The 21,490-nt window shown below is 43.9% G+C and carries 18 protein-coding genes; 2 read left to right on the forward strand and 16 right to left on the reverse strand.

The genetic code is table 11. From position 1 onward, the window contains the following. The first annotated feature begins 2 nt into the window (after positions 1-2). A complete protein-coding gene (gene ptsP / locus BK120_RS24965) occupies positions 3-1,733 on the forward strand; it encodes a phosphoenolpyruvate--protein phosphotransferase (RefSeq protein WP_076270217.1) in 1,731 nt (576 codons plus the stop codon). A gap of 53 nt (positions 1,734-1,786) precedes the next feature. On the opposite strand, the gene BK120_RS24970 is transcribed toward ptsP, so the two are convergent. The 12 genes from BK120_RS24970 to gmd all read right to left on the reverse strand — a co-directional run bounded on the left by BK120_RS24970 (position 1,787) and on the right by gmd (position 15,012). Beyond that, positions 1,787-3,097 (reverse strand): GHKL domain-containing protein, encoded by a 1,311-nt coding sequence (locus tag BK120_RS24970; protein ID WP_076270218.1) that lies wholly within the window; start codon positions 3,095-3,097, stop codon positions 1,787-1,789. A gap of 62 nt (positions 3,098-3,159) precedes the next feature. After that, complete coding sequence (locus BK120_RS24975) at positions 3,160-4,749, reverse strand: sensor domain-containing diguanylate cyclase (RefSeq protein WP_256711016.1); 1,590 nt, start codon at positions 4,747-4,749, stop codon at positions 3,160-3,162. A gap of 173 nt (positions 4,750-4,922) precedes the next feature. Then, on the reverse strand, positions 4,923-5,306 hold the full coding sequence (locus BK120_RS24980; protein ID WP_076270219.1) for a retropepsin-like aspartic protease: 384 nt from the start codon (positions 5,304-5,306) through the stop codon (positions 4,923-4,925). Next, on the reverse strand, positions 5,303-5,551 hold the full coding sequence (locus BK120_RS24985) for a hypothetical protein (protein WP_076270220.1): 249 nt from the start codon (positions 5,549-5,551) through the stop codon (positions 5,303-5,305). Before BK120_RS24985 ends, BK120_RS24980 begins: the two co-directional genes overlap by 4 nt. Positions 5,552-5,688: 137 nt before the next feature. Then, positions 5,689-5,913: a helix-turn-helix domain-containing protein gene (locus BK120_RS24990; RefSeq protein WP_006040330.1), complete on the reverse strand. Its 225-nt coding sequence runs from the start codon at positions 5,911-5,913 to the stop codon at positions 5,689-5,691. A gap of 125 nt (positions 5,914-6,038) precedes the next feature. After that, positions 6,039-6,710, reverse strand: coding sequence for a class D sortase (locus BK120_RS24995; protein ID WP_076270221.1), 672 nt, complete (start codon positions 6,708-6,710; stop codon positions 6,039-6,041). 16 nt (positions 6,711-6,726) lie between these two features. Next, positions 6,727-7,173, reverse strand: coding sequence for a GtrA family protein (locus tag BK120_RS25000; RefSeq protein ID WP_076270222.1), 447 nt, complete (start codon positions 7,171-7,173; stop codon positions 6,727-6,729). After that, on the reverse strand, positions 7,166-8,167 hold the full coding sequence (locus BK120_RS25005) for a glycosyltransferase family 2 protein (protein WP_076270223.1): 1,002 nt from the start codon (positions 8,165-8,167) through the stop codon (positions 7,166-7,168). The genes BK120_RS25000 and BK120_RS25005 overlap by 8 nt, the downstream gene beginning before the upstream one ends. Before the next feature lie 105 nt (positions 8,168-8,272). Further along, positions 8,273-12,079, reverse strand: coding sequence for a phospholipid carrier-dependent glycosyltransferase (locus tag BK120_RS25010; protein ID WP_076270224.1), 3,807 nt, complete (start codon positions 12,077-12,079; stop codon positions 8,273-8,275). A gap of 349 nt (positions 12,080-12,428) precedes the next feature. Continuing rightward, positions 12,429-12,617, reverse strand: a complete 189-nt coding sequence (locus BK120_RS25015; protein ID WP_076270225.1) for a hypothetical protein — start codon at positions 12,615-12,617, stop codon at positions 12,429-12,431. After that, positions 12,614-13,939 (reverse strand): sugar phosphate nucleotidyltransferase, encoded by a 1,326-nt coding sequence (locus BK120_RS25020; RefSeq protein ID WP_076270226.1) that lies wholly within the window; start codon positions 13,937-13,939, stop codon positions 12,614-12,616. Before BK120_RS25020 ends, BK120_RS25015 begins: the two co-directional genes overlap by 4 nt. Further along, positions 13,939-15,012 (reverse strand): GDP-mannose 4,6-dehydratase, encoded by a 1,074-nt coding sequence (gene gmd, locus BK120_RS25025; RefSeq protein ID WP_076270227.1) that lies wholly within the window; start codon positions 15,010-15,012, stop codon positions 13,939-13,941. The genes BK120_RS25020 and gmd overlap by 1 nt, the downstream gene beginning before the upstream one ends. Positions 15,013-15,206: 194 nt before the next feature. On the opposite strand from gmd, the gene BK120_RS25030 reads away from it, so the two are divergent. Beyond that, positions 15,207-16,142 (forward strand): GDP-L-fucose synthase family protein, encoded by a 936-nt coding sequence (locus tag BK120_RS25030; RefSeq protein WP_076270228.1) that lies wholly within the window; start codon positions 15,207-15,209, stop codon positions 16,140-16,142. A gap of 58 nt (positions 16,143-16,200) precedes the next feature. On the opposite strand, the gene BK120_RS25035 is transcribed toward BK120_RS25030, so the two are convergent. The 4 genes from BK120_RS25035 to BK120_RS25050 form a co-directional block, all read right to left on the reverse strand. Then, positions 16,201-17,307: a glycosyltransferase family 2 protein gene (locus BK120_RS25035; RefSeq protein WP_076270229.1), complete on the reverse strand. Its 1,107-nt coding sequence runs from the start codon at positions 17,305-17,307 to the stop codon at positions 16,201-16,203. Between the two features lie 109 nt (positions 17,308-17,416). Beyond that, positions 17,417-18,865 carry a glycosyltransferase family 2 protein gene (locus BK120_RS25040; RefSeq protein ID WP_076270230.1) on the reverse strand — a complete coding sequence of 483 codons (1,449 nt, stop codon included), beginning with the start codon at positions 18,863-18,865 and terminating at the stop codon, positions 17,417-17,419. A gap of 14 nt (positions 18,866-18,879) precedes the next feature. Further along, positions 18,880-19,560 (reverse strand): putative nucleotide-diphospho-sugar transferase, encoded by a 681-nt coding sequence (locus BK120_RS25045; RefSeq protein ID WP_076270231.1) that lies wholly within the window; start codon positions 19,558-19,560, stop codon positions 18,880-18,882. Positions 19,561-19,581: 21 nt separating this feature from the next. Next, positions 19,582-21,465, reverse strand: a complete 1,884-nt coding sequence (locus tag BK120_RS25050) for a glycosyltransferase family 2 protein (RefSeq protein ID WP_076270232.1) — start codon at positions 21,463-21,465, stop codon at positions 19,582-19,584. Positions 21,466-21,490 lie beyond the last annotated feature (25 nt).

Raw genomic sequence — 21,490 nt, forward strand, 5'->3', positions numbered from 1 at the left:
AGATGATGCTTCAAGGAATTGCCGCATCTCCTGGATATGCGATCGGCGTAGCTAAAGTATTGTCAACAAAACCTCTCCAGATCGAGAAGGTTCACTTGGAAGACAATCAATTGGACGATGAAATTAAACGTTTTGAAGCTGCAATTGCTTCAACTCATGAAGAGCTTGAAGCCATCCATGCCAAGCTGATTGCTCAGAACAAAGAGCATGAGGCAGAAATATTTGAAGCGCATCTGATGCTGCTCGAGGATGAAGAGCTCATCGATCGCTCGAAAGAGATCGTCAGATCCGAACGGATCAATGTAGAATTCGTCTTTTTCAACACCTCTGAAGAGATTGCAGAAATGATTGGAGGGCTGGATGATCCCTATTTGAAGGAAAGAGCAGCCGATATTCGTGACGTAAGCCTACGTGTATTACACAAGCTGCAAGGCATTTCATCAACATCCTTGAATGATGAGTCAGGTTCTATCATTTTGTTTGCAGAAGATTTAACACCTTCGGATACGGCTCAGCTCGATCCAAGCAAAGTGATTGGCTTCGCAACGCAAGCAGGCGGGCGCACTTCCCACTCTGCCATTATTGCAAGGTCTATCGGCATTCCTGCTATTGTCGGAATCGGCAGTTCCATGGAGCAGGCAGTGAAAAACGGCCAAACCGTCATTATTGACGGGACAGATGGTCATATTTACGTGGACCCGGATAATGAAACGTTAACTCGATATTCACAATTGCAAAAGCAGCAGCTTGAAAGCAAGCAATTTTATCAAACCTTTATGAATCAGCCTTCCGTAAGCAGCGATGGCGTACAGGTTGAGCTTGTAGCTAATATCGGCTTAGTTAAGGATGCAGAGCTTGCCGCTGCGGCAGGAGCTGAAGGCATCGGACTCTTTCGTACCGAGTTTCTATATATGGACACAGCTGGGCTGCCCTCCGAGGATACACAGTTTGAAGCTTATCGCAAAGCAGCAGAAGCGTTTGGAGGCAATGCGCCTATCGTCATCCGAACGATAGATATTGGCGGAGACAAGGAAATTGATTACCTCAACCTGCCTAAGGAAGACAACCCCTTCCTTGGTTACCGTGCCATTCGTATCTGCTTGGATCGACCGGATATGTTCAAGACACAACTTCGGGCGATTTTGCGGGCCAGCGCATACGGCAACTTAAAAATTATGTTCCCTATGATTGCTACACTGGGTGAATGGCGCCAAGCTAAAGCTATGCTGGAAGAAACAAAGCAGGAACTGACCAAAGCAGGTATTCCCTTTAACGCTGGGATCGAAGCCGGCATCATGATCGAAATTCCAGCAGCGGCTCTGCTAGCGGATTTATTCGCCAAGGAAGTTGATTTCTTCAGTATCGGAACAAACGATTTAGTTCAGTATACATTTGCTGCAGATCGTATGAATCCTAAGCTTTCCTATCTAAACGACCCGCTTCATCCAGCTATTTTACAGCTCATTAATCGTGTTATTGCAGCCGCTCATGCTCATGGCAAATGGGTGGGGATGTGCGGTGAAATGGCGGGCTCGAAGCATGCACTGCCGATCCTGCTCGGTCTAGGTTTAGACGAGTTTAGTATGAGCGCAAGTGCAATACTTCCTGCTCGCGCTTTGCTCGCAAATCTATCTCAGCAGGAAATGAAGCAGATAGCGCAGGCCGTTCTAGCACTAAGCTCAGCTGAAGAGGTTAAAGCCTATGTGGAGCAGCATGTTTCTGGAATAGTATAAAATTTCTGCAAAAGAGGCTGTACTGCATCAGAATGCGGTACAGCCTCTTTCATTTAGATTCGGATTTGAATACGAACCTTGCCTTCTTCATATTGAAATTTAAGCTCACCCTTATATTTCTCCACCGTTCTCCTTACTATAGAGAGACCGTTTCCTCGTAAAACAGAACCCTTTGCTTTCGTAGTAAAACCATATTGGAAGAAGCTCTTCTGCTCCTCATCCGTAAGCACGGCTGGATTCTCGATTATAAATATATATTTTCCATGTTCCGCTTTACATTGCACTTGAATCTCCTGCGTTATATACCCAGCATTTGATTCCACCGCTTCAATCGCATTATCCAACAAATTAGAAAATAATTTGACTAAGTCCATCGATTCTATTTTATCGAATGCATCATAATCTGTAGCGAAGCTTATAATTATATTTTTCGAATGCGCCAGCTCCCTCTTGCTCTGGAACAGCACCATTAAAATCGGATTTTTTATATGCAGCGACAGGTTTAGCGTTTTGGATTCCTCGGTTAGCTGTTTTAAATAATCATGTGCCTTATCATACCTTCGGATGTCCATTAATCCATTCAACACCTGGAGATGATTCATAAGATCATGACGACTTGATTTGATGGTCTCTACAATTTTGCCCAACTCGGAAATGTATACCTTCTCAGATTCACGCATGTCCTGATGAAGCCTGGCTTTGTACCATTTGTTAAGCACATAGACACCAGCTAGCAGCAATAAAGCAAACAGGACATCCACTCCGAAAATAAACATATTATTTTGAACAACATACTTGCCCACATGGCCTAAATCCTTCGCAGCGATATCGATCCCCACAACACCAAGCACCGTGCCATCCTCATCAAAGAATGGAACCCCGACGGACATATAGGATTCGCTTATCCTATCATGTAACACTCCTGTGGAATATTTTAACCCTCTTTTAGCCATCTCCACTTGATTAGAAGGAACGGTACAAGGAAAACCAATCGGTATATCTTTTATATGAGACGGAAATGCGTTAACCATTACTTTGGAAACATCGGTATCATCTAAAAGCAGAATATAAATATAGAGCGCATTTATACGTTTCCGATACTCCTCCAAATACAGCTTTATTTTTTTACGATTCTCATCATCCGTTTTGGTTAGTAGAAATTGCTTGTAAGCAACTTTATCTAAACCATTTGCTGCATCCGTAGCGATTTCCGTATACTGCTTCGCCAGCGTGATCTCCGCTGACTTCGTTGTATAGTGATAGGTGGAGATGAGTTTAAGTCCGACAAGCATACTTATGATTGCAATGGATAAAACGATAAAATAAATCATTCTTTTTTTTGTATACACTAGGTCTGGTTTCATTAGCTTAATCCTTTTCAGTACATCAATAATTGATAATAATCAGAAATTTCAGAGGCGGCATATTAGTCAGCCATTACCGTCTGGTTTCTTCCAGCGTGCTTGGCCTTATATAGTGCTTGATCTGCAAGTGAAAATAATTCATCTGCTGTTTGTGCATGGGAAGGAAACTGAGCTACGCCAAGCGAAACGGTAACCATCTGCTTCAGATGATTTTCGCTGCTTGCCATCGTTGTACGAATTCGCTCAGCAGTTTCAAAGGCAGCATCCGGCGCGGCATTCGGCAGCAGGACAACGAACTCTTCCCCTCCATAACGGCTGCAAAGGTCATCAGATGTTACAGAAAACCTGACAATGTCAGCCAAATGCTGAAGCACTCTGTCACCTTCCTGATGCCCATATGTATCATTAATGGTTTTAAAGCGATCAATATCCAGGACGACAATGGAGTAAGGCTTCTTTTCTTCTATCCATTTTTTCATAATCGTTTCTAACGTTCTTCTATTATTTAATCCGGTCAAAGCATCCGTCATAGCCGCTTGTGTCAACCGATCGGTTTCCGTTTTAATACCGTTCATAGCAAGTATGACCGTGCTCGTTAATAAATCGGCTTCTCTGTTCCAATGATGCTTCATGGCGGGTATGGAAACTTCTTCTTTCCCCATTTTGCTGACGATATTCGCAAGCGTTACAAAAGGTTTAGCCAATCGGCGGGCAAGAAAGGTCGTCACGAGCATCAAAAGAATAAAGGGTATGAGCGTGTATAATAGGATCGCTTGTATATGATTGTTCAACTGCTCCTTCACGATGCTTATTGGTGAAAGCACAACGATCCCCCATTGATTCTCGGGGACGTAGGAGTAACCAGCAAGCCATTTCACACCATCTTCATCTACGGCGAGCTCTTGTCCACTCTGCCCCTTAATCAACTTCTGAACGATCAGATTCGAGGTACTATCCTTTCCGATCTGACTTTTATCAGGATCATACATCAAGTGGCCATCTGAACCTACTACATAGAAATAGGAACCGTTATGGTCAAGGTTATCATTACCGAATATCATATTTAGAACGTTATTTTGTTGCAAATAGAGGCTTCCACCGATATAGCCCCGGTACACACCCTTTTGATCAAACAAAGGCTCACTAATAAATACCATGAGATTATTCGTTGTCGCGCTCGTATAAGGCTTTGACAAATATGGCTTTCGTGAGGCCAATGCTTCCTTCGCAGCGGCTGTTTTTATAGGCTCGCCTGCCTTGCCAATCGATGAAGGGGACAGTGTACGCATGATACCATTCTCATCAACTACGGCAATCGAATTAAAATAGTTGCTGCTATTGCGAATGAGATCAAGATATTTTCCGGAATCTGATTGCTTCATATCACTATTCAAAGAATAAAAGTCTGCCGCGTTTTTAAGACTGCTTCGCATCGACTCAAATAATGAATCCATTGTCATGCTCATTTTTGATGCGGTTGAAAGATTAAGTGTAAGTGTTGTTTCATACAACGCTTGTTTCTTGGACTGGTAGGATGCAAAAAGCAAAATGGTTAACATGAGCAAAACCGAAACAGAGACTAAACCAATCATTAGCGTCGTCAGGCTCACTTTTCTCTTTTGGATAGCTTGTTTTACATGTAAAAGCGACACAGCGATACCTTCTTTGATTTATGATATTACTAATTATTCGACGAGATTCGACAAATACCTCTTTCCTAGCTGGTTTATTTTCCATAATTAGATAATCAATTTCAATAATTGCCCATTAATCGATTTTAAAAAAATAAGACAGCACCTTGTCACAGTGCCGTCCGATTAGGTTGCTAGTTAGAATTAGGCTTGTAGAGCTCAAGCTTGTCCATGTCCATAATAAAACCATGTGTTTTTAGAATATCCAGTCCTAGCAACCCCTTATGAGAGTTGGGAAGCATACCAACATCTACCTCTATTTGCTCTGCTTTAAGATTATCAAGCTGGATAAAGTCCATTACTTTTGTATAAAAAGGAACGGTCCCACCAATGCCATATGCCTCATAAACGGCGTCTCCATTTTCATATGTTACTCCAATAGTATCCAAGATATCAGGGCTGAAAACCGTGTGTGATGAGCCTGTATCTATAATAATATCGCTGATCTGTAACGTTTTCCCACGATAACAAAGAGTGATTGTAGTGGTTAGGAGCTGTCCGTCATCATTCATCTTCATGAACCACGCCTCACTCGCAATAGCGGGTCCTTACGCAAATGGATTACACAATCCTCATTCGATGTGTGATAAACAATACTTCCAGGCTCTGCGCTAAAAAACGCTTTGTTCGCATCTTCCGTCGGAATCGTCTTTATTGGCGCAACTTCCGTTACGGTTTTTTTATCTTCTTGTATTTTGTATTCAAGTATGGAAAGCAAAACAAATTGGTCGGGAAACAATTCTCTGACTTCCTGCCATTTCATCGTTACATCCCTCCTACTGTCATTTATGTATTTATTTTAGCATAAAAAATCATCTCCCATTGTCCAAATCCATGCAACTATTAAATCAAAAAATAAGACAGCACCTTGTCACAGTGCCGTCCGATTAGGTTGCTATGTTAGATTTGTAATTCACCAAGCTTGATTAGCTCGACAACCGCTTGTGAACGACCTTTTACGTTCAGCTTTTGCATGACATTAGAAATATGGTTGCGGACGGTCTTCTCGCTGATGAATAGTTGTTGTGCAATATCTCTTGTTGTCTTGTCCTGTACTAACAGCTCGAATACCTCGCGTTCACGATGCGTCAATAAAAACTTGCTCTTATGGTCGCTACCCTTCAATGTTTGTCACCCCTCCTTGCGCGGGTTTTTATGGTTTAACAAGGTTAAGGGATACAGTCAACTTATACTATGAAGGGGCGATACCATTGGTGCTGTTATGAAGGGAAAATGGGCTCTGCTGCCCATTATATTTTTGCATGAATGATGAGCCGATGCGTGGGGTTTACTATGGGATCACAGGTGATCAAAGTCAGCAGCTTATCTTTATTGTTGTAATTAAGAACAGATACGTCTGTCGGATCTACAATGGATACTTTATAAACGGTATATGTGAAGCTTTCATCTTTTGTATCCACGACGATTTTATCTCCGACCTCAACTTCCCCAAGCCGATTAAACAGCCTTCCTTTAGAGCGCATCCGATGGCCGGCTATAGCTGCGTTGCCGACTTTGCCTATTGCAGTTGTTTCCTTTAAGTGAGCAGTAGCCGATTTCATATTCTTCTGGGTGGCTCCCTCAACGACAGGAAGCTTAAGCTTTATTTTATCAATCTTAATCGTTGCAATGGGTGCAATCTTCTGTGCTTTTGGCGCCTCTGTAGGGGTTGCTTCTGGTGTAGCTGCATCCGTCGGTGATTGAATCGGCGTCTCGGTCGCTGCGGATTGCTCGTTGAAAAGATCCGTTAATTGCTCATATTGCTGCTGCGCTTGCTGCTCTGCGCTCACATCAAAGCTCGCCTCATCCCAAGTAGCCATCAGCTTATCCTGCTGACGGTTCTCGTACCATTCATTCGCTTTTGGATAGAGCAATATGAGAATACCTACAATCACTAATGCATAAGAGAGTATTCTTTTCATTTTTCCCCACCTTCCGCTAGCTGGCCTCAGTCTGTGGTCCTTTCGCCTCGAAAACCCATTTCTTGCTTCCGTAAAAGTTAAGCGCAACGGTTACCACCGTTACAATCAGCTTTGAGACGACCTCATTCAAACCCCACCACTCGTTCAAGGCCATAAGCAGCAGTAAAGTAATACCTAGTATGATGCCGTTCCATACGATGAATCTCATACCTCTATTTAGCTGCTGCGGGCTTGTAGCTTCATTTTCCCTCTTCCTAAAAGTATATCGGCTATTTAGCACATAGCTGTTAATCATTCCAGCTCCGTATGCGATCACCTGTGCAAGTAAATAATACGCACCAAACCAAATGAGGAGTGTGAACATCAGAAAATCGATTAACGTATTAAGAAGTCCAACTAAATTGAACTTTACAAATTGTGCGATGAATCCTCTAGCTGCTCGTTTTGATGTTGCGTTAGACATATTTTTTAACCCGATCTTGTTCAGCAGACTCTGAAGATTGATTGTCTTCTTTCGCAGGAAACCCTTGAGCTTCGCGAACGATGTATAAAGGGCGGTTTTTGGATTCTTCATAAATCCGGCCTATATACTCCCCAATTATGCCTAAGAGCATCAATATAATGCCGTTAAACAAAAGATTAACTGCCACAATGGAAGCCCAGCCAGCAATCGTGGTGCCCGTAAACAGCTTCTGGAATATAACGACTAACAAATACAAAAAGCTCGTAATTGATAATGTAAAGCCAACATAGGTGGCAATTTTCAATGGTTTATAAGAGAAGGAGGTTATTCCGTCTATGGCAAAAGAAATCATTTTTTTCAGCGGATATTTGGTTTCGCCTGCAAAACGTTCTTCCCGTTCATATTCAACCATCGTTTGACGGAAACCGATCCAGCTAACCAAGCCGCGAACGAACCGATTTTTTTCCTTCAAGCCGCGCAGCACATCGCATACCTTCCGGTCGATTAAACGGAAATCCCCCGTATCTACGGGAATATCCACATTCGTTAAGCTGCGCAGCGTGCGATAAAACAGCTTAGCGGTTATTTTCTTGAACATCGTCTCGCCCTTGCGCTTAAGACGTTTGCCATAAACAACCTCAAAGCCTTCCTTCCATTTGGCGATCATATCGATAATGACCTCTGGAGGATCTTGTAGATCCGCATCAATGACGACGATCGCATCACCCTGCGCATAATCCATCCCCGCTGAAATCGCGATTTGATGACCAAAATTACGTGAAAAATTAATCATTCGGACATTTGGATCGAAATCGCAGATCATGGAAACTAATTCGACCGTACGATCTTTACTTCCATCATTGACGAAAATAAGCTCATAACACTCGTTCGTGCTGTCCATGACCAGCTTCAGCCGCTCATACGTATGCTCGATAACCTCTTCTTCGTTGTACATAGGAACGATAACACTGTATTTTACAGCCGATTGTTTCATCCAGATACCCCTTTCTTCAAGCAAAAACGCCTTCCTTAGACGCTGAAGTAGCTTTGACGGTGAAATATAAGAACAGTATGAGAAAACGATATACTTTCTTATATTTTAAAATAACCAGCTTGGGAACCAGCGCAGAACATGCTCTACATACCAGGTCTTTACAGTCATACCGGATAGCGCAGGATAGTACATCACAAACAACAATATCGCTACTGCCACAAAAACATTTCGAATCAGCTTAAAGTTTGGCCGTTTCTCTTCGATTATTTTAAACATGTAGACCAAGCTCAGAATAATGAACGGCACCATTGCAAAATAGTGATAAAGGAACGTAAGCCTTGTTACAAGCATCCAAGGCACATATTGCGCTAGAAACGCGATCCATATCGTATACATCGCTTTATCTTTCCGCTTGATACTCATCCATATCGTCGCTGCCATCGCAAAAATGCCTGCCCACCAAATAAGCGGATTGCCCATCGCTACAATTGTGGATTTCATACCTGCTGCCATATTGTCGCCTGAGTAATACCATACCGGCCTCTTCATGAACGGCCACTCCCACCATGAGGATGAGAATGGATGCGTCGATACCAGCTTGCTATGATAGCTGAACATATGCTTCTGATAATCCACTAGACTTTTTAAGGTATATCCTTCATCCATTACAGTCAACACGGGAATGTAGGATAACGCATAAATCGCAAGCGGTATAACGATATAAAATACGAGACATACTGCAAGCGTTATGATCGTATATCGAGGAAATACGTTTATAATATGCTGCAGCTTGTCTTGGCTAAAGCCAGACTCTTTCTTGTTCTCTTTCAGAACCCGCTTGGCAGCTGCATACTCCTTATAACGATCAAATAAAGATAAACCGAGCATAATAGCTAAGCCTGCGCCCCCATAGAGCACAATCCATTTGGAAGCTACACCGATTCCAAAAAAGAGACCGGCTAAAAACAACGGTAGCAAAGTAGCGCTCAGCTTTACCTTGTAGAAGCTTAAGGAATAATATTTGTGCATGAAATAAAACATTAGCATAATGAAAAACACGCCGTAAACGTCAATCGTTGCAATTCTAGTCTGCGTAAAATGCATAAAATCTGCTGCTAGCAAGGCAGTCGCCACACCAGCATAAACAGTCGTTTTAAACAGCCTTCTCGCAAATACATACATTAACGGCAGCATTGCAATGCCAAACAGCGTGCCGGCAATACGCCAGCCAAACGGATTAAGCCCAAACAGCTTAATACCGATCGCAATTATAATTTTGCCAAGCGGTGGATGCGTATTCTCGTAAGCTACAATATGCTCCATATGCTCATAAGCAGTACGGGCATGATAAATTTCATCAAAATAAGATCCGTTCATATAAGTCGCTTCATATTTCGCGCGCTTCTGTTCATCAAAGAGCAAAGGTACGCTGCCTCGTTTGGCATCCTTCGCCTGCTCATCATTAATACCGACGATTGATAACGGTATTTGGTTGCCTTGCTCGTAAATAGCCATCTCATGCATAGAGAAGCCAGTTTGAACCGTCGTAAGCTTCACATACCGAGCTGCGAGCGCCGCGGGCTGACTGTTCCAAGTAAATACAGCAACATGGCTGCTGTCGACTTCCATGAGATTGTCCCAGTCGGTCCCATTTTGACTAAATTCATATTTGTATTTTCCTGTTCCAACTCCGCCAAAGCTGTTGATGCGATCAAGCTGCTTGACCTCGCCCAAATCAACGTAAAAGCTTTGACCAACGGTCGAAGGCTGCCATGCGGTTGTCGGCCCCTTCATCTCGCCAAGCTGGAATAGCGCGACGACCGCATAAATTAGCGTAATCGCACCCATCCATATCCAATCCTTGCGCACGAATCGTTCATTCTCTTGCTTCACTCTTGAGATCGCTTCAGCTTTGAAAGCTCTTAGTGTCTTGTGATCCGACTGTTTGCGTTCTTCCTCCAGCAGCGGGGCGATAGACTTCAATCTTCCGCGTGCATAATTATCATATCCGATATATAACAAGTAAAGCATCAATCCAACATTTGCTAACGAGCACAATAGAACAATTCCATTAAAAGGCACGTTCGTGCTCACTTTGCTGTAGTCAAGCACATAAGCAATATTGATGAAGCTCGTCAAGCTAAATCCGAAATACACCATCAACATCCTGCGATCGAGCGATTGTATAAAAGCAAAAATTCCAAGCAGCATTACTGGAAACAGATAACGCTCATGCATCTTCGTTACACCCATAAATACGACAACGATAAGCACCATCGCTATAAAATAAGAGCGCTTTGACGATTCATTGTCTCGCTTTAACAGTGCAAAAAAAGCAGAGATCGCTACGGCTGCAAAAATGAAGATATTCCCCCATGTTTTGAACGAAAACAGCAGCCACGTATCTTTAATCGGCTTCCAATTCGCATCGCTTAACGCATAGAAGTTGAATGCATTTAGCGTCGCATACGGATAAGAAGACAAGGTTCCTGAATACAGCTTAATGAGGCCCGACAAGCCGGTGTTGCCCCAGAAGAAAGGCAAAGCGAGCAATATAAATGTAGTTAAGCCGTAAAATGCGCTGACCGGAATCTTCTTCCAATCTTTCCGATATACGAACCACAACAGCAGCACCGGCATGAATATAAATGCCTGCGGCTTAATAAGCGCTGCAATAGCAAACAAAACCGAAGCGCGCTCTATTTTATTTTCGACCAGTCCATGAATAGCCAGCACGAGTGCCAGCGCAAATATTGAATCCACTTGCCCCCATGCGGCAGAATCCACAATAATAGCTGGATTGAATAAGAAAAGAAGCGCTAATCCTAACGCTATCGAATAGCCTGCTTTCTTCTTGCCTATTTGGACAATGAAATAAGCAGCAGCCAAATCGGCTAAAATCGCCGGGAGCTTAAATAGAAGCATTGCCGCATTTGATCCTGAATCTAGCGACAGCATATCTTTTATTAAACCTAATACATACAGAATATAAATATAGCCGGGAGGGTAATCTACAAACATTCCCGAATGGTAAAATCCAGAAAGCCCCTGCTTCGCAGCTTGGTCAGCCCAAGCCATAAACAAAGCGATATCATTCGCATAACCACTGCTTGAAACAGCAATCCAAAGCCGCAAAATTAGCGCGCCGAGAAACACGAATACAAGAATGGTTTTATGTAAATGTTGTTTCTCGTCAAGCCAGCTTCGATCTCGAAACAGCTTCTTATAGATAAGTGCAAAAAACAAGGTAAACAGTGCGCCAAACAAAATAAGCGGAAGGACTGAGCCGCCCGAAGTCGATGCTTCAGTTCCTTGGCTTGTCTCCGTAGGGACTAAGCTGAACACCTCTGCACCGGATGGCGCCTTAGATACTTTCTCTACACTGACGTCATCAAAATAGGCTTTCCCGGTATTAATGCTCCCGTATCCGCCTAAACTAGCGCTGAACGTAATGCTCTTCTGGTCCTGGCCCGTCTTCGCATAAAACTCAACGTATGCCCATTTTCCATTTGTATCCTTCACTTCAGGATAAGTTACTGCTACGCCTTCAACGAAAAATAGAGCCCCTGTTGCATCCAAGCCTACTTGTTCCGTCTTCACGTACCCAGAAAATTTATATGTTGTTTTTGGTTTTACTTTTATCGTCTGTGTCCACCGCGAGTGATTAGCTTGCTTGTTCTCAAGCACGGCTGAATAGGTTCCTGTATGCGCTTCGGTATTATCAATCGTATACGAAGTAATTTGCTCTTCCTTCAAATACGCATCATGCGTCCAATCTGAAGGCGCTCCCTCCGCAACATTTTCAAAACCGGCATTGTTAAGCAGATTGCTTGCTGCGTTTGATACTGCCGCTGGCCAGAGAAGGGTTAGGAGAAGGATGGTTATTGTAGCGCGACTAAACATATTCATCATCGTTCCGATTTCCACCTCATATTTGGAATAAAGTTGTCCATTTTATAATGAAATACAACTTAACTCTATGTGATATTAACCTCATGGTCAATGAAAAAGTGAAATTTCCACCGCTTTTTTAGCACGACGGAAAAGTCGACAGCGATAATAAAAAAGCATCCCTAATGGGATGCGCGAAATGCCACAATGGAATGTATGTTTTTCTGCATGCAAGCACTCTCGATTCAGCTTGAGGATGGAGGCAGCATACCACCCGTTCCATCGGCTATGCCTACAATTTCTGAAGGTTTTCTTATATCCGCGACAACGATATCGTTTTTCTCGCCGATCATGCCTCCCGCCACATAGCTTAGGTAGAGATGAATACAAATCGCTGCACTTCAGCCTTAATCGTATTATCTACAACATTCAGCGTGCCCAAGCAATATAATTGAGGCAGAAGCTCGCCATAAATCAAATAAAAAGCAAACATCCAGCTTCCGAGGAGCAGCAAGCTGTCGATGATGGATAAGACCAGCATCCTTTTACTAAATGTCATACGTCCATTCCGCTCGTCGTCTCAATTTGTACTTCCACTAAAGTAAGCTCCGTTAAAGCGGCTATGCTGTAGCTTGTAGTCGACTCCATTTCCAAGCAATCCCCGGGAGCGACGTTTAGCGGCTTGCCATCCACAATCGCTACGCCTTTGCCGGCTTGAACGGTCCATATAACCCTTCGAGAGGTCAATGGACCCGGAACATAATGCTCCCCTGTATGAACCACAATTTTTTTCACGAGCGTCTCTCGGTTGTCTTCCAGCTTAAACACGTCCAAAATGCGATACCAGCCCCAGCGGAGCTCCTCGTACATCAATCGCTGATCGATAGGCTGCATCATTTCCTTAATGCGGGGACTCGCAGATTTATCGGATACGAGAATGCCATTCGGACTTGCTGCTACAACAATATTCGATAAACCAAGCACCGTCACCAAGATATCCAATTCATTAAGCACATGCGTATTGTTCGAATCGTCGCTTATAAGACCCTGCCCAATTACATTCGTATCCATTTCCTCCGTTAGCGTGTTCCATGTGCCGAGGTCCTTCCACTCATTTTCATATGCGATGGCTCTGAGCTGCTTCGCTTTTTCCAACACTTCATAATCAAAGCTGTTTTTGGGCAGCGCAGCATATTGGCGGGATAATTGTTGATAGGAGGTTGGGTAATTCCGATCGCGCAGAAGCGAGAGCAAATAATCAAGCTTGAAGGCAAACACGCCGCAATTCCATAGTGCACCATTGTCTATTAACCCCTTGGCAATCAGCGCTGGCGGCTTCTCGACAAAGCTTGTAATCACGATGCTATTATTAGTTTGTGATGCGAGATTCATAGGAGATGGAATCATATAGCCATATTTCTCAGAAGGATAAGTCGGACGTGATCCAATTAAGGCAACCTCCGCATTCGTTCCTTTCAAAACCAGCTCTAATTCTTTGATCTTTTCGAAAAAATCGGCATTCACATAGGGATCTACAGGCAGCACGCATACGATCTCATCCTTAGAAGCCTTCACTATTGAATTCAAATAAGCGGAAACCAAAGCAATAGCCGCAAAGGTATCTCTTCTCTCCGGTTCCACGATGATCGGAACTTGGTTGCCAATCTGGCTTCTAATCAAATCCACCTGAGAGGAGCATGTGGCGATATAGGATGAAGCCTCAAGACCAGCCTCTTGCAGCTGTCTCCACACCCTTTGAACCATCGATTCTCGGTCGCCGTTCTCCCCTTTGAGCACCTTTAAAAATTGTTTCGTTCGCGAGCCGTTCGAGAGCGGCCATAATCGTTTTCCGGAGCCTCCCGAGAGCAAAATTATTTTCATTAGCCTCGCGCTCCTTTTAGTGCATTCATATCCTGCATAACCATTTCTTTAACAAGCGCTTGAACGTCGTATTTAGGTGTCCACCCTAATTGTTTCTTTGCCTTCTCAGGACTTCCGAGCAGCAGCTCAACCTCGGTAGGCCGATAATATTTGGCATCCACGGCAACAACCTCCTTGCCGACCGGAAGCGAATAGGCAGGATTATGGCATGCCTTTACATAGGCCGCTTCCTCTTCCTTTTCCCCTTTAAATACTATTTCCACACCGATCTCGGCAAAAGCAAGACGAACAAACTCTCTAACCTCTGTCGTGTATCCTGTTGCAATGACAAAGTCTTCCGGCTCGCGCTGCTGAAGAATCAGCCACATCGCCTCGACGTAATCTCTTGCGTGTCCCCAGTCTCGCTGCGCATTTAAATTTCCTAAGTAAACCTTGTCTTGCAATCCATGCGCTATGCGTGCCACTGCTTTCGTAATTTTGCGTGAAACGAATGTTTCTCCTCGCAAAGGACTTTCATGATTAAAGAGAATACCGTTGGACGCGAACATGCCGTAGGCCTCGCGGTAGTTTACTGTGATCCAATAGGCATACAACTTGGCAACTGCATAAGGACTGCGAGGATAAAACGGTGTTTTCTCATGCTGCGGAATTTGTTGAACCAGCCCGTAAAGCTCTGATGTTGAGGCTTGATAAATTTTTGTTTTTTGCGTAAGCCCGAGCAGTCGTACAGCTTCCAGTATGCGCAGCGTTCCGATGCCATCTGCGTTGGCTGTATACTCTGGCGTATCGAAGCTGACATGAACATGGCTCATCGCTGCCAAGTTATAAATTTCATCCGGTTTCACCTGTTCAATAATTCGCACTATGTTTAAAGAATCCGTTAGGTCTCCATAATGAAGAAAAAATCTTTGTTCATTAATGCTGGAATCATTCAACAAATGGTCGATTCTTCCGGTATTCGGCAGAGAGCTTCTTCTCTGCAATCCGTGTACAATATATCCCTTATCTAACAGCAATTCAGCTAGATATGCGCCGTCTTGTCCCGTAATCCCTGTTACAAAAGCAATCTTCAAAGCATCTGCCCCTTCCCTATCATCCCAATTAGTAACATAGTATGTCTCTCAAACGAATTGGTATGGACGTAATGGAAGCTTCTCAAACTCTATTCTATAAATAGGCAAAGACATGCTCACATTAAGAGCCGATTACATAATCTGATAAGTAGAATTATATATTCAGGTTAAATAGGAAAGGTCGGAGGCTGATAATGAGTCAATTGAAAGGGAAAAAAATTATGGTCACCGGAGGCTCCGGCTTCTTAGGCTCGCATGTCACCCAGCTGCTTGCTAAATACGATGCAGCAGACGTTATTGTACCGAGGAGCCGGCAATATGATTTAACTAGCCAGGCCGCATGTATGTCCGTTATTCAAGACTATAAACCGGATATCGTCATTCATTTGGCCGCAAAAGTAGGCGGGATTGGAGCCAATCGCGCAAATCCAGGTTCTTTTTTTTATGACAACCTGTCGATGGGCATCCACCTCGCAGAGGCATCGCGCCTCCACGGTGTCGAGAAGTTTGTAGCCTGCGGAACAATTTGCTCTTACCCCAAATTTGCCAATGTTCCATTCAAGGAAGAAGAGCTGTGGGACGGCTATCCTGAAGAGACAAACGCACCTTATGGCTTAGCCAAAAAAATGCTGCTCGTTCAGTCTCAAGCTTATCGCAAGCAATACGGCTTTAATTCCATCTTCCTTCTACCCGTTAATCTGTATGGTCCCAGAGATAACTTTGATCTGGAAACCTCGCATGTCATTCCTGCGCTTATTCGCAAATGCTTAGAGGCGAAAGAACAGAATGCTGATTACATTGAGGTTTGGGGCACAGGAATTGCAACAAGAGAGTTTTTATATGTGGAGGACGCTGCAACAGCTATTCTGCAAGCCGCAGAGCAGTTTAATGGCGAAGAGCCTGTCAATATTGGCACAGGCCGCGAAATCTCAATCAAAGAGCTCGTTCATTTAATTGCGGAGAAAACAGGCTACACCGGAAATATACGATGGGATGCAAGCAGACCCGACGGGCAGCTGCGAAGATGCCTTGACACATCCAAAGCAGAGCAGCTATTCTCCTTCAAGGCGAAGACGGATCTGCCGGAAGGGTTAGAGAAAACCGTGAAATGGTATATCGATCAGCAATAAATACGGTTATATAAACAAAAGCCACAGTGACTACCCATAGTCGCTGTGGCTTTTGTTTTTATGATGCCCGCTTCTTTCCTTTTATTGCGCTCCCTTTCTTCCGTGGCTGGACACTCACCTTACGCTTGCTCCGGCTGACAGCTCTCCTGCTTGATGCGGCTTTACTACTTTTTTTTCTTCGTATGCCGGTTGTTTTTTTTCCTAACCTTTTACGTCCGTTTCTTCTTAACGGCTTCGTTCTTCTTATGCTTGGAGCTGGTTTGGCAACTGGCAGATTAGCATGATAATAGCTTGAAACCTCAGCAAAATACGAATTCAACACATTTTCAAGGCTCTGCTGGGAATAATGGTTCGTTTCTATATTTTTTGCCCGAAGCTTATCGAACCAGCTTGTCACCCCTTGAACAAAACCGTCTGTTGCCTGCAAACGTCTCTCGCATACGTCCATATGAAGATTAAGCTCATCCTCCGTAGGCAGAAGCCCCATCTGAATCAGCTGATTGAATACAATTTTTTTCCCGATCATTTGTTGTTCCGCATTATGCTTCGCGCCTATTTGCTCACTATGAATGCGATAATGAAGCAGAACATCAGGTATATTCGTGATACGGGTTAATTGCGCCATTCTCGTCCACAGCTCATAATCCTCCGTATGGGGACTCTGATAGTCATAATAAAGCGAGTAGCTCTTAACGACGGAGCTCCGCATCATGACCGTTGGATGATTTAGAGAGCAATAAAACAAAAGCCCTGCCTTAATGTCCTCATGATCGGTTGGATGCTTAACCCAAATATCGGTATGCATATATTTTATCGCTGTACCGCAAAGGCCGATATCCGGGTATTGATTCATATGCTCAACCTGCCTAGCCAAACGATCAGGAAAAGCAAAATCATCACAATCCATTCTAGCAATATATTCGCCTTGAGCAAGAACAAGCCCCTTGTTCAGCGTGAAAATAAGTCCGTAGTTTGATCCATTGCTAAAGAAACGGATTCTTGTATCCGAGTAAGAGGCAATGATTGCGGCGCTCTGATCCTTGGATCCATCATCAATAATTAAAAACTCAAAATCTTGAAATGTCTGATTTAAAATGCTTTCGATTGCTTCACGCAAAAACAATTCACCGTTATAAACCGGCATCAAAACCGTTACCTTTGGCACCTTCCCGCCTCCTTCTACACACTCACTACTATACAATGAATGATAGATGCAGATGGTTTGGACAAAAGCCTTAGGGCATCTTCATCGTTCTTTCAACCATGTCGCTGTTTCAGTATAAGCTCGGATGATTCGCTCGTATTTGCTGAACAATCATCGTATGCTTCTGTCCCGCATCATAGGACAACGAATGGCCATGACGCCGGTATAATAACAAGGCTTCATGAATGGCAGTCCCACGCCAGCCCCTCTCGCATAACGAAATCCAGAAATCCCAATCCTCATAGCCGTGTATCATCGCTTCATTGTAACCCCCTACTGATAACCAAGCATTTTTGCGAACAAGCGAGGTGACACAAACAATATTTTCAGAAAGCAAGCGGTTAAAATCAAATTCGGGCGGAATCCAAACCCACGATTGATCGCCGAAATACTCTAAGCCGACAGTCGCGAACCCAACCTCCGGTCTCGCTTCTAATATGCGGTAAGCCTTCTCAATTAAAGTAGGCTGTATTTTATCGTCCGCATCAAGGGGCAATATATATTTCCCTCTTGCTTCGCTTATGCCAACGTTTCGTCCATACGGCAGACCGATATTCGTCTGCACATGAATGACTCTCGTTTTTGGCCGCTGAAGGCGTTGCAGAACATCGATCGTGTAGGGGTCAGTAGAGCCGTTATTTACGACAATAATTTCAATCTCTTGAAAGGTCGAGTTTAAGCAAGAATCTACGGCCTCCTCCACATATTGGCCGTAATTGTAACAGGGAATAACGATGCTTACGATTGGCGCGAGCTCAATATCTTGACCAAGCCGCCTGCGCAGCATTCTCCTAACCTCCCATTCGTCGCGCAGCCAGCTGAGCCATAGCTTATCCAATCGGTTTTCATGAAACAGCTCTGGATGGTTACTCACAATTTGTTTACTGAGCAGATCATGCTTGGAACCATCGGAATCGGCGCTTAATACACGATAAGCCAGCGGGGCGTCATTTACAGCTATACTGGTCCAGCCCTTTTTCGAAAGCGAAATCCAAAAGTCCCAATCCTCATAACCATCCGTCATCCCCTCGTTATAGCCGCCAGCTTCAAGCCAAGCCTGCTTCCGAAAGAGAGCGCTTATGCATATAATATTTTCAGCTAACAAGCGGCCAAAATGAAAGACCGGCGGCTCCCAGCTATAATGAACAGCCCCGAAAGTATGATAGCCTGGCGAAGCAATGCCTGCCATTGGATTTTGCTCAAGCAGGCGAATCGCCTTCTCAAGAAAGCTGTTATGGAGCAAATCATCTGCATTCAGCGATACGATGAAGTCGCCCTGTGCTGCCTTAATCCCCGCATTCCTCGCAGCTGGGAGTCCGCTACCCCGCTCATAAATGACTCTCGTCTTTGGTTTATTTAAACGATTTAATAGATCGATTGTCGCTGGCTCTGTTGATCCATAATCCGCGACGATTACTTCAATCTCCGAATAGGAAGAAGCTAAGCAGGAATCGATGGTTTGTTCAATAAATCTACCCTCATCCAAGCACGGAATTACTATGCTGACCTTCACATTCATCGGGCAAGCTCCTTTCATTCTGGTGTAACTTTCCTGTCTGGCAACATAAAGTAATGATACATATCCTTTGTCACTGGCAAGCTATATTTAACCGTCAACAGCGAAAGAATCGACTGGTCGTAACGATGATCGATAAATTCCGGGAAGTTCGGCAGGCCGCTGCTATTTTCTGCATTCGAAATCACTTTATAATCTTGGCAATAAAACAGCCATTCTTCTAAAAGGCTTCTGCTTTTCTCATTATTGTAAAACATAAAAAATCCAGCCCAAACCTGCTCCGCTTCCCAATAACCCGAGCTGTCGCACTGCATGAGCACGAAGCTGTCTCTTTTTGTCCAGCTTTTATTTAAATAGTAGGCTGTTTTAAAAAAAGCAAATCCGCCGTTATCGGCGCAGTGGGCAAATAGCGGATACAGTGGACTGGTAAACCGCGTGTCCGCATCCGAATAGAGCACCAGCGCTCCTTCTTCCATTTTCGATAAAGAGTCCAGTAAAATGTACGGCTTCCAGCACCATAGGCCAAAGCCTTTCTCATGCTGAAAAATTGCTGCATTCTTACGAGCAAAAGCCGTTCCTTCGAGATCGCTTGGATGATATGAAATGACACGATCAACGCCAAATTGCAGCGCAGTCGCGTTTAATCTATCTTGATAGGATTGAAATTCCGGCGATGCAAAACTTACTAAATAAATCATTCTTGACCACTTCCTTCTAACCTATGATCCATCAACGCGAGTTCGATGAATCCATGCATAATCTTTGTTTGTACTCGGCGTCCATCTTGCATAAAAAATATTCGTATTTCGCTCCATCACCTCCTGGAACATCCTGCTCATCCCTGTATCGTAATGGGCCATTGTCAAAGAACGGTTCTCTACATCAGACATCATGCAATACACCTTATAGCCGTAATGCTTAGCCCGAAAGCAAATATCCATGTCGTCTTGATACAAAGGCGCGTAGCATTCATCCAAGTATCCATATTGCTCCAAAAATGATTTTCGAATGACGAGCGGTCCGCGCATGCAAGCATCCACTTCAAAAACACGATTTTTCAAATTCGGATCTGCTTTCTCATCCTGCCTCCAATACACCTCGTTTGCAGAACATGAGATTTGCCCAGGTCCGCTAAGCATCGTTCCTCTCGGGTAAAAGTTAACGCCGGATAAGCAGCCGACAATGGCACAACTCGTATTTTTGTCCATAAACTGTACAACCTCGTAAAAGATATTTTTATCGTAAACATAATTGTCATCCTGCAAAATGACGCAATAAGCACCTGATGATTTTTTTAAGCCGATGTTGTTCGTTTTAATCTCAAAAATGTTTGGCGTCGTTTCATAAGCAATACTGTAATCCACTTGAACGGTCTGAAAAAATTGCTTCACCACATATTCGCTTTGATCGTAGCAGCCATCGAAAATAATGCGGAGTTCAGCATTTTTATATTCGCTCACAGCACGGTGCAGCTCCGCTATTAGGGGAACAATCGTAGCTTCTTTATTGAAAACAGGCAGCGTAATGCTTATTTTCGGATATAAATTCCCGTTCAGGCAATCCTTAATCGTCTTATCCAGCACCTGCTTATAAGGAAGGTGATATTCCTTTACATATTCAATCGTCTTCTTTTTCCAGTACACAATCTCTTGATCGCTCAGCTGAAGCGTGCGCTGCAGCAGCTGTTTTTGCTGCAAATGATCCAATGGGTCGAATACTCCGATGGGTGAAAAATCGATGCCGGACTGCGCGGTGACAAGCGGTATAGCGCCGTGGATTAGTCCCTGTAAAATCGTAGAATCATATTGGCCTAACGAGGGGTAAACGATAAAATCAGTGTTTGAGAGCAGCTCTGCGCTCTGGGCATCATTAAGCTCATCCCTGTGAACAAACAGCTTATCGCCGAGCACAGCTTTTAATTGCAGCAGCCTATTGTTGAAAAACTTATTTGCAGGCTGCCCCACAACATGCAGCTCCAAATTTTGACTCGCGATATCTGAACTCGAGAAGAGTAGAAAGACGGCTTCAAAACCATTGTTTAATCCGAGTTTTGGAGCGCTATACGTGTACACTCTTCTTTGCCCCGTTTTTACACTTTCCGAAGATGGCAACGTATTGGGCTGATCTAAAGCAGCAATCCCGCCTAACAGCATTTTTATTTTCCATTTTGGCAGTCCGCGTTTGATGTAAGAATTGTAGGTTTCAATATTTCCGATTCCGATAATGAAATCAGCTAGTTTGATAGACTGTTCCAGCTCGTCAACATTCGGTGCAGCAGTCTCATGGAAAACATCATCTGGCAGGTTATGGCCAGCCTTTAATCTAGTCGTGCTGTGGTTGATCTCATGTGGGTGCAACCCTGTCGTTATCAATATGCTTTTCTTTATATGGCATAGCCCTTTTATACGCAAGAGATGATAGGGGCCGCCTACATACAGATCGTAGCTTTGACCTTGCACTATCCTCTCATCAAAAAATGAGGCATTGAACAGCGTTACTGCGCCTATTGGAGCGAGTAAATCATGGAGCACAGCGGTGAGCTGACCGGCTGCCTTACTGCCCGCAGCTGCCTCAACCGCCTCATAACAAAGCAAAATTCTCATCTTTATTTACCCTCCTCATTTTTAG

This window comes from Paenibacillus sp. FSL A5-0031 (assembly GCF_001956295.1).
GTDB lineage: Bacteria > Bacillota > Bacilli > Paenibacillales > Paenibacillaceae > Pristimantibacillus.